A 15238-nucleotide genomic window follows, 5' to 3' on the forward strand; every position below is an offset into this window, starting at 1 on the left:
TTGCGGAATAAGCGCAAATCTGCTTCAATTGGGCAGGTGACCGAGTCAAAAAAGTCCCTAACCGACTATCCACGCCCATCCGTGGCCGTGGATACAGCCGTGCTCACGGTGAAAAACGGTGAGCTGTGTGTGGCGCTCGTGCAGAACAAGGAAGGCTGGCGCCTGCCCGGAACGTTCCTGCACGAGCACGAAACCCTCGCCGGTGCCGTGCTCCGTTCCCTGCACGACAAGGCTCATATTATGGGCTTGCACCCGCGCCAGTTGCATGTTTTCGACTCCCCCAATCGGGATACGCGGGGCTGGGTGATCTCGGTGGCGCACTACGTGGCGGTGCCAGCGGCATCCATTTCGCAGGTTGAGGTGAAACCCGTGTCAGAGGTTCAAGACCTGGTCTACGACCACAAACTGATCCTCGAACTGGCGGTCGACACGCTGCGCGCGTCGTATCTCGCCGCGCCCGACCCCGAGCGCCTGCTCGGCCCGGAGTTCACCCTGCTCGAACTGCTGCGACTGCACACCGCGATTGCGGGCGAACCGCTCGGCAAGGACACCTTCCGTCGGCGAGTCCTGGGTCAGCTGATCGAAACGGATGCCTACCAGCCCGGCCTGGTCGGCAAGCCCGCCAAGCTGTTTCGGCACGTGGAACTCTGAGCTGCCCGGCTGCCGGTCACGGTATCTCTCGAAATTGTCCGCCTCCTATCCTTCGTCGCTAACCAAGCCAAGTTGTGACGCAAACTTTGGGCCGCGCATCAAAGCATCGTGGCTGACGTATCGCTGTGAGAGTGTCCAACCCCACGGCTTGCCGTTTGCAGTCTTCATATCGCTGCGCACCGCGCGGGGCATCACGGATGTCTCTTCGCTCTTGCGGGACGACAGAAAAACCACCTTGTATGCCTCCCCCGAATTTCGGGTTGCCCTAGCGACCTCTTCGTGAATTAATCCCCCGACCCGGCGCACCTCAGCGTGTATCGAGTTCAAGCGTGCGCAAGCCTCGGCCAAGTTGAACACGATGGACTCCTTTATGTAGAGGATCTCTGCAATCTCGGGTTTGATCTCCTGGTCGGCATAAAACCCTATATGCATCACACTGTCCCGGAAGCATCGGTCCGGCTGGCAGATATAAGCAGCACTCTCGAGATACTCGCCGGGTGAGCACAAGACCAACCTTTGTAGCTCCGCGTTCCACTGCGAGGTAGTCGGTGAGTTGCGGGACCCGTCGGAACGCCGAGGCATGACCGGAGCGGGCGATCGCCGCACTAGGTTGGGCGTCGGTGCTGCCTCCTGGAGGCTACGGGTGGATGTGGGTTTGACGCTGGCTCGGCTCGCAAGGCGTCATTGCCGCTTTGGGCAGCGGGGCATTTGTGGGGGAACTAAATAGGGCCGGGGGCCGAGCTGCGTCGCGAGATATGGTTCGCACGCCCCACAAAACCTTCGAATACCAAGGCGGGTGCGTGGCAATACACTCAGGCTGAGTGCCCGCGCGCGCTCATATTTAGGAGCAACGGACGCCAGTGTCGGAGGGCACCAGTAAGCTGCGAATCATTCCAACCTCCAAGTCAAGTGCCGAACACCGAAACGAGAAATGCCGAATTGATGCAAACCCGCGATCAGGACATGGCCGCCCGCTATTCAAACGGTGAAACCCTCGATTCCATCGGCGAGGAGTATGGAATCACCAGAGAACGGGTGCGGCAGATCGTCAAGAAGTTGGGCGGCGCAGGCGCTAGCGAAGCCCGCGCAAAGCGCCTGGAGTCGGGGCTTTTGGCGCAGGGCGCAACGCGTTTGGCCTTTCTCGAACGTTTCGGGAGTATTGCTGCCGATCTTGCCGCTCGCGGCTACTCGCGACCATCCGTCATCACTCGTCTCAAGGCTGTCTTCCCCGATATCAACATAGCCGTCGCCGACGATGCGCTGGCGGGATCGGGGATCATCTTCGATAAGAAGTCCATGGAGAACCGGTTTTCAGATGCGACTATCATCGCCGGCCTCTGGTATCTGCTCGGTTCCGAACTATCGTTGGCTCCGGACGGTGAATGGGCGGCCGCGAACTTAGGCGATGAGGCCTTCGATGACCTTCCGCACGCCCTCGGGGACGCAACGATAAGCGATGACGACCTGGCCACCATTCTGGGACTGATAGGCGCTGCTCAGCGTCACGCTATTGACCATCCGGAAATAACGATCACCGGAGCTCGCTATCAGGAATTGAGGGAAGAGCTAGTCGCCGCATTTGGACTGGTCTCCGACAAGGGAGTTTCGCCCTGGCCGCCCACGCGCCAGACCGTGATGAAACGATTCGGCGGCTGGAATGAAGCACTGGTCGAAATGGGCATCAGCACGGCCGCGAAAGGACGCCCGAAAGGACTTGTGCAGTTCACACAGGAAGACTATGACGATGCCGTAGTTGCCTTCAAGAGTCACGTCCATGCGAATGGCATCAGCCCCGCGGTTGCCAACTACGGGCCGTGGGCCCAAGCCCAGACCGCCGCGGGCTTTCGGCGGCCGTCGGTTTCTTCAATGCGCAATCTGTACGGATCTTGGGGAGAGATGATGAGGTCGGCTCCCAAGACGAACCCGGTAATTGCTCCAAACTGATGCACCGTGAGTAATAGGCTCGTGCAGAATCCACGCCGCGAATCGGCGAACAGACGTGCGGTGGGGTGGTCGCGGCAACAGTGGCACTCTCAATCCACCCGATGCAACTTATCCATACTTCGAACCGCTTGTCGGTCACCTTCGACGACATAAATCTCGTACGGGCCGCGGGGCTGATCCCCACGCTGGATTTGGCGGTGAAAACGGGTCTCGGTGAGCTGCTCGTGGGGGCTAATACACTCTGGTTGAAGGCTCGCGCGTATAACTGGTCAGACCGACCGGTTCAACGCGATTAGGGCACCGCACGCCAGCAATTGGCACCATTCGATGGGGATCCTGACTTGAACAACCGAAAACTGCAAATTCTTGACGAACTTGGGCGTCTTTCAGAGGACGCGGCTTTAGTTACCGCTGACATCACGGCGGCCGCGACACCGGATGAGCAAGTCGGTATTATCGAGACGCGCAGCCGCCCGATCCAAGCCCAGATGGAAGCCCTCTTTGCGGAGATTCGACGTCTCGATGTGCAAGGGATGCGAGAGACGATCGAGCAGACCCGGGCAGCCACCGGGCGTGGATCAAAAATTCTCAAAGCCGCGGCCCGAGAGGCTACTGATCTGCTGGAAACGGGTCTCACTGATGCCTCTGAGTTGCTCGAAACCGCAGAAGAAGAAGCCGCCGAATTGCTCGAAACGGCCGAGCAGGAAGCCACGGAACTGATCCAAACGGCTCGGCAAGAGGCTGTCGAGCTGCGTGACGATGCTCAACGGAACGCCGATGACCTGATCGACAGCGCGATCAGTGAGGCCACAGATGTCCTGGATGAGGCGCAGGAAGAATTTGACGACCACAACAGTTGACAGCTGGCCCCCGTGGGCACCATAGAGCAGTGATCCTGCGCGGGCAATAAGCTCGATGACAATGCGTACCGGGGGCCGTCGAGCGGTCGGCATGCGATGACACGATGGTCACTGCACGAGTGGCACTTAGAACAAGGGGATTCTGTGAGCGATATCGATTACCACGCGACGGTCGGCGATGCCCTCGGGCTGCTCATCGAGGGGTTGCAACCGTTCGTCGAGCGGGTCTTCGCGACCAAGTTACCGCCCGAAGTGTCGTGGACGAGTGTTCTCGAGCGCAAGGATCACCTCGCCGGCCGACGCGGGGGCATCTACTCACCGCGCGACCTGTCGCTGCTGCTGCGAGCGCTCACCGAGCGGATGGGAGAGCTCGGGTATCCGTTCGACCAGGAGTTGCCGCGCCAGGGACAGACTTACGCGAGCGAACTGCGCGAGGTGCGAAACCAGTGGGCGCACACCCAGGAGTTCACGGCCCAGACGGCGTACCGGGCGCTCGACTCGGCGGAATTGCTACTGAAGTCGATCGGGGCTGATGCTCAAGCGCAGCAGGTGTCCGAGCTCAAAGCGAGCGTCTTGCCGGTCGCTCCGGCACCCCGGGCGTTCGAGCGCGCCGACGATGAACGGCCCTCAAGTGACGACCACAGCGATTCCCTCGATTCCGAACCCCTGAAGGACCCAGTTCACTCCGATCGCCGAGAAGCACCACCTGCGGCGACTGCTCACCTCACCATCACGTCGGTCCCGTTCCTCAGTTATGCCATGGCCCACTGCCGAGTGCCGATCGTCGACGAGATCGTCATCGAGAACCTCGGCGGCGAGGCCCGCGGAGCATCGCTCGAGGTCGACGTCGTCACGGCCAATGGCTCGCTCGGCGGACCCAAGGTGCTTCTGGCCGACCTCGGCGAGAAGCAGTCCACCATCCTGCGCGCGATCGATCTGATTCTCGACCCTGCTCGAATGCTCGCCGTCGAGGAACAACGCCCAGCAGTCATCCGCGCCACCCTGCGCCACAGTACGGGAACGACGCTCGCCGAGGCATCCGTCGATGTGACCGTGCTCGCCTACAACCAGTGGGTCGCCACTCCCCTGCACCTGGGACTGGAACTCCTCGCCGCCCACGTGCAGCCCAACTCGGCCGCGATCGCGCCGCTACTGCGCGAGGCCTCCGACCTCCTGCAGGCGAGCACGGGCGACTCCTCGCTCACGGGTTATCAGACGGAGAGCACACAGCGCGTCGACGACACCGTCGCGGCCATCTGGGACGCCATGCGGGCCCGCGACATTCGCTACGCCGAACCGCCCGCGAGTTGGGGCAACAGCGGGCAAAAGGTGCGCACGCCCGAGGAGGTACTCGTGGGCCGGCTTGGAACCTGCCTCGACACCACGGTGACGCTGGCTGCCGCGCTTGAGCAGGCCGGACTCAACTCCACGATGTGGCTCCTTCAGGGTCACATCTTTCTCGGCTACTGGCGCATCGACTCGTCGCTCGGCGCCATCGCGCTCACCGACGTGGCCGATATCGTCAACCTTGTCGACCTCGGCAGCATTGGGCTCCTGGAAACGACCGCGGTCACTGGTGGCACCGAGTCGAAAAGCTTTGCCGAGGCCGGTCGCCTTCCACGCAGCGTGCACCTTGCGGCCGGTCTCGACCGGTTCCATGGCGTCACCGACATTCGCCAGGCTCGCGAAAGCCGCATCTTTCCGCTGCCCAGTCGCTCGACAAGCGCCGAGGGCGAGGTCACCGTAACCGTCTACCAACCGGCCCCCGGCCGCGCGATCGACCCGTACTACGGCAAGTCCACAACGGATGCCGCACCCGGCTCGACCACGGTCCCCGCCCGGGTCAGCCAGTGGAAGAACGCCCTGCTCGACCTCAGCCTGCGCAACAAGCTGATCAACTACACCGACCGCTCGGGCTATTCGCTCGCCGTGCCCGCACCGGCCGTGGCCCGACTCGAAGACGCGATCAGCGCCGGAACTCCAATCACCCTCCTGCCCTCCGACGCGGTGCCGAAGATCGACGAAGTGCGGGGCATCCGTTTTGGGCGCGACCTGCCCGAAGACGTGCGCGAAATCCTGCTCGCCGACAAGAAGAGCGCCTTCGTCGATATCACTCAGGCCGCCTATACGCCCAAGTTGCGTTACCTCGCCAACAAGGCCCGCACCGTGGTGGAGGAAACCGGCGCCAACAACCTGTACCTGGCGTTCGGCATGCTGCACTGGACCTTCAACGACCGCGAATTGCGGTCGCCGCTGGTGCTCATCCCGGTCAATATGACCAGCGCGAGCCGCGGCACTTCCTACAAACTCACGATCGACGACGCCGGCGCTTCGACACCCAACTACTGCCTTCTGGAGAAACTGCGCCTGAGTTTCGGACTGGAGATTCCCGGGCTGGCCAACCCGGCAGACGACGGGTCCGGCATCGACCTGCACGCCGCTTTCACGGCCGTGCGCGAGGCCATTGCCACAGCCGGACTGCCGTTTCGAGTGGAAGAAACCGTCGACCTGTCGATTCTGCAGTTCGCCAAGTTTCGGCTGTGGAAAGACCTCGACGAGAACTGGGAGACGCTGTCGCAGAACAGCCTGGTCTCGCACCTGATCAACTCGCCGACCGCCGCGTACGCTGATCCCGTCTCCGCTGCCAACGCGGTCGATCTCGACGAACTCGGCGGAACGGTGCCGGTACCCGCTGACTCGTCGCAGCTCGAAGCGGTGGCCGAAGCCGTGCATGGGCGCACGTTCGTGCTCGAAGGCCCGCCGGGAACCGGCAAGTCGCAGACCATCACCAACCTGCTCGCTCGGTCCCTCGCTGCCGGTAAACGTGTGTTGTTTGTCGCCGAAAAGCGCGCGGCCCTCGACGTTGTGAAGAAGCGTCTCGAAAGCGTGGGCCTGGGCGACTTCTCCCTCGACCTGCACGATAAGAGCGCCCGGCCGGCCGCCGTGCGTGCCCAGATTCGGGCTGCGCTCGACCTGCATATTCAGCCAGACACGGCGGCACTGCAGACCAACCTCGAAGCGGCGACGTCGAGCCGTGGAGCCCTTGCCCGCTATGCCGATCGCCTGCACGAGGTGAACGCTGCGGGTCTCTCGCTCTATGGCGCCCGCACCAATGAGCTGGCAGCGGATGCCGACGTGACCGCCCTGGAGATTCCCGCCACGCTCGTGGCCGGAAGCGCTCCCGAAGCCTTCGCCGAGCTGCGGCAGGTACTGCGGAGCCTGCCAGAGGTGAGCGATCTGGCCCGGCCCAGCCCGACACATCCGTGGGGCTTTGTCGACGAGCGAGCCACCCACCCGCTCGATGTCGCCGCCATTCACACCGCCGCCCGCGCGTTCGACGGCGCTCTCGTCGCCGCCGAGACCGCCGGGTTCAGCCTCGAAGCGCTCAACCGACGCAATTCTGCTGACCTGATCGGCGAGTGGAGTGATGTTTCCGCCGCCCCGAGGTACCCGCTGCCGATCATCGATTCCCTGCACGGTGACGACTGGAAGGCCTACCTCACAGCGCTCGAGCAGCAGCTCGCCACTGTGACGGCAACTCCCCCGGGATGGCTCGTATCGGTCAAGCCGATAGTGCTCGCGCGCGACCTGCCGGCTATCCACGCCGCGGCCGTCGCGGCCGACGAAGCGGGGTTCTTCCGACGCAAGAAGAAGCGCCGTGCCGTTCTTGCGTTGTTCGCCGACGACCTCGAGGTTGATTCCCAGTCCGTGCCGCTGAAGACGCTGTCGACACTCACTGGCGCTCTGGCCGCCTCGCACGCCGCAGCGGCAAGCCTTCGTGGCGCTGCCCTCAAGTTGCCGGTCCCGCTCGTGGACGTCGGCTGGAACCCGTACCTCACTGAATCGGCGGCGAAACTCGCCGCAGACATCAACTGGCTGCGCTGGATCGGCGATGCGCTCAACCCGCAGGGCGTCGCGCGTATCGCCGACCTGCGCCAGTACTACGCGGCGAGTGCGGTGGGCGCAGGTCAGGGTGAGCTCGAGCGGCTCGAACAGGCCTGGACCCAACTTGCGACAGCGGCCGATCTTGGCTCGCACCCAGTCTGGGCAGGGGATCTCGGCTTCACCGCCCGTTGGACCTCAACCCGGGCCGCGCGAAATGTTGCGGCAGCACAGCCGGTGCCTCTCGAGCGCTGGCTCGCGCTGGTGCGTCATCTCGAACCACTGATACGAAGCGGGCTTCTCGAGGCCCGCGCCTCCCTGCTCGACGGCCGAATACCAGCGGATGACGCCGCGCTCGCCTTCGACAAGGGTGTCGCCGTCGCGTCGATCTCCGAACGCGAAGATGCCACCGCGCTCGGCGACTTCAACATCATCGCGCACAACAAAACCATCGGCCGATTCACGACGAGCACCGGCCTCGTGCGCGCCGAGCTGCCGCGCGCCATTCCGGCCGAGGTGCTCGCCCTGCGCCGATTCGACACTACAGCGCTCTCGGGCCAGGTCGGCGGTCTGCGCCGCCAGCTCGATCGGCAGCGTGGCGGTATGAGCGTGCGTGCGCTCCTGCAGAATTACGGCGAACTCATTACCCAGGTCCTGCCGTGCACCTTGATGAGTCCCGAATCGGTGGCCCGATTCTTTCCCGCGCAGGCCAGGCTGTTCGACATCGTCGTGTTTGACGAGGCGTCGCAGATTCGGGTAGCGGATGCCATTGGTGCCATGGGGCGGGCGGCATCCGTTGTGGTGGTGGGCGACAGCAAGCAGATGCCGCCGACCAGTTTCGCAGAAGCCAGCGCGAGTATCGATGATGAGGTCGATACCGCGCCAGAGGTAGTTGTTGATGAGGAGTCGATTCTCACGGAGTGCGTGAACGCCCGGGTGTCGAGCAAGTGGCTGTCGTGGCACTATCGCAGTCAGGACGAGTCTCTGATCGCGTTCAGTAACCACTATTACTACGAGAGCCGACTGTCGTCGTTCCCCGCTCCGGTTGGGGCGGGCGCCACCGGTGCGGGCCACGGCGTCTCGCTCGTGCGCGTGAACGGGCAGTTCGAGCGCAGCGGCAAGGGCAAGACTTTGCGCACCAATCTGGTGGAAGCCACCGCTATCGTCGAGGACATCCAGCGGCGCTTTCGCCTATCGCCGGGGGAATCACCCTCAGTGGGCGTGATCACCTTCAACGCCCAGCAGCGCAACCTGATCGAGAATATGCTGCGCGACAGCCCGGATGAACGCCTGGAACGAGCGCTCGACGAACCCGACGGTCTGTTCGTGAAGAACCTCGAGAACGTGCAGGGTGACGAGCGAGACAGCATTCTGTTCTCCATCGCCTTCAGTGCGAACGACAAGGGCGTCGTACCGCTCAACTTCGGCCCACTCTCACGGGCTGGCGGTGAACGCCGCCTCAACGTTGCCATCACCCGGGCGAGGCGCGAAGTGGTGTTGTTCGCTAGCTTCGACCCAGGCGTGCTGCGCGCCCAGGACACCAGTTCGGTGGGCATCAAGCATCTGAAGGCCTACCTCGAAATGGCCCATCGGGGAGCCGCAGTCATGCACGACGACGTGCGGCGCCAGTCGGTGGTCGATCGTCATCGCGACGACATCGCCGCCGAGCTGCGCGGTCGCGGCTTCGCCGTGCAGACCGACGTGGGCCTGTCGGAATTTCGGGTCGATATCAGCATTGCGGATGCCTCCGCTCCCGATCACCCTCTGGTTGCCGTACTGCTCGACGGACCGAACTGGCGTGCACGCCTAACAGTCTCCGACCGTGACGGTCTGCCCGTCGACGTGTTGCAGGGCCTGATGCGCTGGCCCGGCGTGGAACGAGTGTGGATGCCAGAGTGGCTGCACCAGCGTGAGGAAACGCTGGATCGGCTTGCGGAGTCCGTCAGAGTGGCTGCCCAGAGACCATCGGCCCCCATCCCTGTCACGGTGCCTTCGGCGTCGGTTTCTGTGCCGCCCCCTTCAGCGCCGATTCGTACGGCTGGGAAGCACCCCTCGCAAGTAGAGCTCCCTTCACCGTTGCGAGGAATGCCCGTCACCGCCCCGAGCAATCCGCTGGTCGTGCCCTATTTCGAGTGGCAGCCCAGCTACCGCGGATCCGTGAGCGTTCTCGACGAACTGCCCCGCTCGTCCGCCCGGGTGCAAGCGGTCATTCGTGACGTGGTTGCCGCCGAGGGTCCGGTGCACAGTGTTCGCCTGGCTAAACTCGTGGCGAGTGAGTTCGGGCTCGATCGTGTGGCGCAAGCGCGCGCAGCGGCGATCCTGCGCTGTGTTCCCTCGGAGCTGCAGCGTTCGACCGACGAACCCTTCCACTGGCCTACGGACATCGATCCGGCAACCTGGCTCGTGGCGCGGCGAACGCCGCTCGGTGGCGTGCGCCTGATCGACCACGTCTCCCTCTTGGAGATTGCCAATGCGATGCGCCAGTGCGCGGCATCCGCTGCTGGAATGGACGAGACTGAACTCAAACGCGAAGCGCTGGCCCTGTTCGGTGGTCGACGGGTTACCGAGGCGATCGGACAACGGCTCGACGCTGGGCTCATCTATGGGCTGAAGTCCCGGAGGCTGGAGCGTGCGGGCTCCGGGGTGGTCGTCAGCGGCCCGCTGAGCTGATCCGTGCGGCGACGGCTGATGGCCGTGCGGCATCTAGGCGGTCGCCAGCAGGCGAGCATCCGTTTGGCCGGCCAATTTGCGGTCGAAGGTGTACAGCGGCTGATTCGACGTGAGCTCTGCCGACGTCACGAGGCAGCAGTGCTCAAAAGAGAGTTTGGGATGCCCGACGAACAGAGCCAGTGCTCTATCGAACAGGGCCGCGTTGGCGACGATTTGCGGCAGGTTCACGAGACCCTGAATGGCCTCTCGCTGCTGCTCACGGTTGAGCCCGTACGCGCGCCCCAATACGAACTCCGTCTCGACGAGTGCAATATCCGAGACGACAAAGGAGCCACCCGCCTGGAGCAGGGACACAGTGGCGACGTGCTGTTCGGGCACATCGTTGAGCAGCAATCGGAGAACGATATTGGCGTCCGAGGAAGCGCTCACTGCACGCGCTCGTCGTTTCGGTGCTTCTGGTAGTAGGTGTCGACGTCTGTGACGGGCTCGACGATCGTCGCGTCGCTGGAGATTCGCGTCAATGCGAATGCGAGCAACGGCGGCGAACCCGCAGTGAGCCGGGCGACAAGCCCGGTCACTTTAGCCAGTATCGTGACGCAACGGGGATCATCCGCTGGTGAATTGGGCGAGCCGATCACGGTTGCCGCTCAGTCGGGCGGGGGCGTGCCCAGTCTGGGCATCAGGATCGGAGGCATCGGCGTTGTGATGCGCGCCGGCTTTCCCGCCGCCAGATTCTGCGCCTGGCCACGAATGTAACCCGGCACGTGTTTCGAAATCGACTGGTGCGCGGGCAACTCCCGCGTCGCTGCAATCACGGCGTCCAGGGTCTGAGCGATGACCTCTCGGGCGCGCGAAGACTCGAGGCCCCAGGCACGGGCCTCGTCGATGAGGTGATCGAGAGTGACCCGCGTGATGACGCGTTCGCCGCTGATGGACATCGCCAGCTCCAGCGGTGCCTCAAACCCGAGAGCGAGCGGCGCGGCATCGTAGAAGGGAGCCAATTGTGAGCGGCCGTCATCAAAGCGGAGGAGCGAAAAATTCTTCGCGTGCGCGTCGGTGTTGCCGGCCGCGACGTTGAGCACTGTGTATCGAAGCAGCTTCTCGCGGTCTGGTTCTGTGCGGTCGAAGATGCTGCGGTCGCGGTCGAGCACCGAAGCGATCGCGGCCAGGCTGGCACCGCGGTTGCTGCGCTCGAACTTGTCGTCCCCGCCCCACGGGAGCGCCAACGCCTGCGCCAAGTCTTCCTGATGAATTCGCTCGATGCTGGAATTCGTGATTCGTCGGTCATAGCGCTCGACGACCAGCACCGGCCTCTGGCCGATCGTGTCCACCCACGAATCGAAGTGAAGGAGGCCGAGCGCCCGAGCGACACCCAACACGTAGTTCTCACCCTCGACGAGATGGCGATTTTCTTCGGAGACCGGTTTGAGGATGTGGGTGGAGGGCTTCGTACCGTTACCCGCGATCCAGCGGCCATCAGAACGGGTGAGGGCGAGTTTTCGTTGGAAGCCGGGCAGCGCGGAACCGCCGCCGCCAAGAATGTAGCCGGCCGCCTGGCTCAGCAACTGCACGAGTTCGGACTCCTCGAGCAATCGGGGTTGCCCTGTCACGCGGCCCGCGCCGATCGTGAGCGCGCCGATGAGGTCTGCCCCGACAGCACCGAAGATGCCGATCAGGTCGTTGCTGCGCACCTGGAGCGCATTGGCCAGTAGGTCGAGCCAGCGCCCCTCCGGCAGCAGTGCGCCGAAGAATGACTCCGTGGTGTCGACATTCGACGTGCCGACGGGGAGGGAGGCCGACAGCGGCGTCGAACGCAGGGGCCACCGCGCGAGGGCGTCGTTGCTCCAGTCGAACAGGGCGCGACCCCGGGGTGCGTGGGTGAGGTCGCCGATGTGAGTGCCATAGAGCTCCACGCGCAGGGCGGGGTCACTCATCATCGACCGGCGACGTCGACTGCGCCGAGAGGGCAATTCCGAGCTTGGCCAGGATCTCGAAGTACCGCTCATCAGCCCTCTTGGGCTTTCCGGCCTCGAGTTCGGAGACGTAGCGCTGGGTTGTGCCGAGGGCCACCGCCAATTGCCGCTGGGTCATACCGTGCTGAAGTCGGATGCGCCGCGTGAAGTCGCCGAGGTCAACCGCCGACCGAATTTGAGCGATCATCGCACCTCCGCTTCGTTATTACCGAACGGTAGTAGCCTATCATTCGATTACCGAAAGGTAATGAACGGAGTGCAATTACCTTTCGGTAATACAGCTCTTAGACCGCATGCTCCGCGAGAATCGACTCCAGCGTCCTGCCCAGATATCGCGGCTAGCGTCGAGCGCGCTGGCGTTGGCGTTGGCGCTGGCGCTGGCCGGTACACAGGACTCATGAATTACACAAGATACACAGAGATATACAAGGCGCACAGCGGATGCCATGGGGTCGGTCCCTGACAGCACCGAACGCAGCTGGACACCCCAGGAACCCGGCCGTAGCGCGATCGTCACGAATGTGTACACATTCGAGACCACACATCGTCGACTCTATACATGACCGCTGCCGCCGCCTTTTCTGTTCTTCCGAGTCGAGAGATCCGCACCGAACTTCCGAAAGCCCGAGAACGATTTCGTGCTGAGCCTCGGGTCAGGTAACCAGGACAAACCCTGAGCCGAAGTAAGGAGTCTTGCCAGACTCGATTAGGGGCAGGGGATCTTGGTGTAGCGGCGACCCTTGTTACCAACGGAGGTTCCGTTGTTGCCGTAGGCGCGGCATCCGGTGTAGTTGTCGACGCTGAGGATGGCGGGCGCAACGTAGGGCGCGACGTAGGGGGCAACATACGGTTGCTCGGCGGCCCGCTGGGCGGCGAGAACTTTCGCGTCGGCGGCCGCTTGCGCATCGGCGGCGGGCGGCGGGGGCGGCTGGGAGGCTTTGCTCAGGTTTGGCTGGGCACAATAGAAACCCCAGCCAAACCGAAGGGCCCCCAATGAGCAATTTCCAGCGCATTCTGAGCATGGCAGCCAAGGCCCTTGACCAGAAAGGGCAGCCGTCCTCCGGCGGGTCAGGCAAGACGGATTGGCGCGCGATGGTGCGCACCGCAGCCGACAAGGTCACCGGAGACAGCAGGCCCCCGGCGAACAACGAGCAGCGCAGTGCAGCTCCCCTTGCTGGTTCGAACGTGAGCGCGCAAGACCGCGCGGCTATCGCCCGTTACGACTACCTGCTGCAGACCGCGCAGCCGCAGCAGCTCGAGCAGGTGCACCGCGACGCGTTCGCGCGGCTCACTCCGACGCAACGCGACGAGGTCAATTCCCAGTTGCGCGCAGAGCTGCCCGCCAACGAATACCCGGCATCGTCCAGCCCGGACGACCTGGCCCGGTCGGCCACCCGCGGCGAAGCCCAGAATCCCGGGTTCCTGAAGAAACTGTTCGCGAAGCCGTCCGGCCGAGGAGTCGGCGGCGCTCTGGCCGGAGCCGCTGTCGGGCTCGGGGCCGGCGGGCTACTCGCCGCCGTCGCCGGTGGCGCGGTGCTCAGCACTGTGGCCGGGCCTCTTCTGGAACAGGCGGCCGGCTTCGGCGTCGATTTCGAGAACCTTGCCGGCGGTCTTGAGGGAGTCACCCAGGGCGTTGATTTGGAGAATCTCGCCGGCGGTGTCGAGGGAGTCACCCAGGGCGTCGCCGACGGCGCGGGCGAGTACGCGACCGGGCTGGGCGAGCAGGTGAAAGATCTGGGATCGAACTTTGAGATCCCCGGTCTCTCAGCACTCGGCAACCTGTTTGGCCGCGACTAGGCCGTACCGACAAAGCTGGCTGCCAGCCGACACGCTGCCTGAGCCTGAGGAGCCATCGGAACGATGACTCCCGCGCTACGCTGACGTGTGCAACTTTCCCTATGGCTGGCCCTCGTGGGCGCCGGCGTGCTGATCAGCTTCACCCCGGGCGCTGGCGCGATCAACACCATGAACAACTCGCTGACCAGTGGGTTTCGCCGGTCGATCTGGGGTATTTTCGGGCAGCAGGCGGCGCTCGTCGTGCACGTGATCGTGGTGGCGCTCGGCGTCGGGGTGCTCGTCACCAGCTCTCCCGTACTCTTCAACGTCATTCGGTATGCCGGGGCCGCCTACCTGGTGTTTCTGGGCATCCGTTTAATTCTGCAGAAACCCGACCCGTCTCGAGACCTGGCTGCACCGCGAGCCAGGGAACTCGCCTGGTCGATGTTTCGCCGCGGCCTGTGGGTGAACCTGCTCAATCCCAAGGCTCTCGTTTTCTTTCTCGCGTTCATGCCGCAGTTCATCCAGCCGGAGCAACCGCTGCTCCCCCAGTATTTGGTGCTGACCGTCACCGTGGTGTTTATCGACGTCCTGGTGATGTGGTTCTTTTTTGCGGTGGCGGCGCGGTCATTTCAGCGGTTCACGAACACGGCCCGCGGGCAGCTGATTCTCAACCGCGCGTTCGGCCTGCTGTTCGTGGCTGTCGCCCTGCTGCTGGCGCTGGTGCACTGAGGCGACTCAGGGCGCGACCAGCGGGAGGTCGGGAAACGCGGTACGGTACCGGCGCGCATCTCTCGTTACCAGGGTGAGCCGCTCAACGACGGCATGTGCACCGATGAAAAAATCCGGCAGGGTCGTGGTGCGGGTGCCGCCACGGCTGCGATACGCCTGATGCGCCCGAGCCGCAAGAAAACCGGCGGGCCAGGGCAACGGGGCGCGGCGAAAAGTTTTCGGGGGCAGCGCGGCGTCTTGCGCGGCAATCGATGCAAAGGCCAGCGACACTTCTGCGTAAACGATCGGATTGATCCAGACCTCTCCCGCGCGAGCGGCCTCGGCGAGCGCGGCTTCTGACCACGTCGACCAGAGAGGACCTTGAGTGATGATGTCGAGCAGAACGTTTGAATCGATCAGGAATCCGCGCGACTCAATCATCTTCATAGGCGCGGGTAAGTTGCATGATCTCGTCAGTGGTCAGGGACTTCTGGGCGGACCCTCTCAGCCCGGCCAGCATCAGATCGGCTCGATCTTGCTTCGAGGCAGAGGCCAGCGGCGTGAGCACGACCATTCCGTCGCGTTCGGTGAACTCGACGTCGGTCTGGGGCATGAGTCCGTAGCGCTCACGCACCCATTGTGGGATCGTCACCTGGCCTTTCGACGTGATTCGCATGCCTCGAGTGTAGTTCTTACTGGGCATGGTAATACTTACGATTCGAGCCCAGCGGCATCCGTTTTGGGAAGCGCGGCGCGACCGGCAGGCCACAC

General features: G+C 63.7%; 13 protein-coding genes. 6 read left to right on the plus strand and 7 right to left on the minus strand.

Annotated features, from left to right (window positions below; genetic code table 11):
• Positions 1-36 precede the first annotated feature (36 nt).
• The 4 genes from E3T43_RS17060 to E3T43_RS17075 all read left to right on the plus strand — a co-directional run bounded on the left by E3T43_RS17060 (position 37) and on the right by E3T43_RS17075 (position 10007).
• Complete coding sequence (locus E3T43_RS17060) at positions 37-651, plus strand: NUDIX hydrolase (RefSeq protein WP_241979062.1); 615 nt, start codon at positions 37-39, stop codon at positions 649-651.
• A gap of 909 nt (positions 652-1560) precedes the next feature.
• Positions 1561-2595: a sigma factor-like helix-turn-helix DNA-binding protein gene (locus E3T43_RS17065; RefSeq protein WP_134473281.1), complete on the plus strand. Its 1035-nt coding sequence runs from the start codon at positions 1561-1563 to the stop codon at positions 2593-2595.
• Between the two features lie 341 nt (positions 2596-2936).
• Positions 2937-3455, plus strand: a complete 519-nt coding sequence (locus E3T43_RS17070; protein WP_134473282.1) for a hypothetical protein — start codon at positions 2937-2939, stop codon at positions 3453-3455.
• A gap of 144 nt (positions 3456-3599) precedes the next feature.
• A complete protein-coding gene (locus E3T43_RS17075; protein WP_134473283.1) occupies positions 3600-10007 on the plus strand; it encodes a DUF3320 domain-containing protein in 6408 nt (2135 codons plus the stop codon).
• 33 nt (positions 10008-10040) lie between these two features.
• Here the strand turns inward: E3T43_RS17075 and E3T43_RS17080 are convergent, their stop codons facing one another.
• The 5 genes from E3T43_RS17080 to E3T43_RS17095 form a co-directional block, all read right to left on the minus strand.
• Entirely contained in the window at positions 10041-10436 is a 396-nt protein-coding gene (locus E3T43_RS17080) for a PIN domain-containing protein (protein WP_134473284.1), read from the minus strand.
• Entirely contained in the window at positions 10433-10585 is a 153-nt protein-coding gene (locus E3T43_RS18875; protein ID WP_166791366.1) for a hypothetical protein, read from the minus strand. Before E3T43_RS18875 ends, E3T43_RS17080 begins: the two co-directional genes overlap by 4 nt.
• Positions 10586-10654: 69 nt before the next feature.
• A complete protein-coding gene (locus E3T43_RS17085) occupies positions 10655-11944 on the minus strand; it encodes a type II toxin-antitoxin system HipA family toxin (protein WP_166791367.1) in 1290 nt (429 codons plus the stop codon).
• The gene (locus E3T43_RS17090) at positions 11934-12167 is read right to left on the minus strand and encodes a helix-turn-helix transcriptional regulator (protein WP_092448833.1); all 234 of its coding nucleotides are present in this window, start codon (positions 12165-12167) and stop codon (positions 11934-11936) included. The genes E3T43_RS17085 and E3T43_RS17090 overlap by 11 nt, the downstream gene beginning before the upstream one ends.
• A 519-nt stretch (positions 12168-12686) precedes the next feature.
• Positions 12687-12974, minus strand: coding sequence for a hypothetical protein (locus E3T43_RS17095; protein ID WP_134473286.1), 288 nt, complete (start codon positions 12972-12974; stop codon positions 12687-12689).
• On the opposite strand from E3T43_RS17095, the gene E3T43_RS17100 reads away from it, so the two are divergent.
• The gene (locus E3T43_RS17100; protein WP_134473287.1) at positions 12974-13777 is read left to right on the plus strand and encodes a hypothetical protein; all 804 of its coding nucleotides are present in this window, start codon (positions 12974-12976) and stop codon (positions 13775-13777) included. The two genes, E3T43_RS17095 and E3T43_RS17100, sit on opposite strands and share 1 nt — an antisense overlap.
• An 87-nt stretch (positions 13778-13864) precedes the next feature.
• Positions 13865-14488: a LysE family translocator gene (locus E3T43_RS17105; RefSeq protein ID WP_134473288.1), complete on the plus strand. Its 624-nt coding sequence runs from the start codon at positions 13865-13867 to the stop codon at positions 14486-14488.
• 6 nt (positions 14489-14494) lie between these two features.
• On the opposite strand, the gene E3T43_RS17110 is transcribed toward E3T43_RS17105, so the two are convergent.
• Together E3T43_RS17110 and E3T43_RS17115 are read right to left on the minus strand one after the other, a co-directional pair.
• On the minus strand, positions 14495-14908 hold the full coding sequence (locus tag E3T43_RS17110) for a type II toxin-antitoxin system VapC family toxin (RefSeq protein WP_134473289.1): 414 nt from the start codon (positions 14906-14908) through the stop codon (positions 14495-14497).
• Positions 14901-15143 carry an AbrB/MazE/SpoVT family DNA-binding domain-containing protein gene (locus E3T43_RS17115; RefSeq protein WP_134473290.1) on the minus strand — a complete coding sequence of 81 codons (243 nt, stop codon included), beginning with the start codon at positions 15141-15143 and terminating at the stop codon, positions 14901-14903. Before E3T43_RS17115 ends, E3T43_RS17110 begins: the two co-directional genes overlap by 8 nt.
• Positions 15144-15238 lie beyond the last annotated feature (95 nt).

The organism is Cryobacterium sp. Hh7 (assembly GCF_004403155.1).
Lineage (GTDB): Bacteria > Actinomycetota > Actinomycetes > Actinomycetales > Microbacteriaceae > Cryobacterium > Cryobacterium levicorallinum.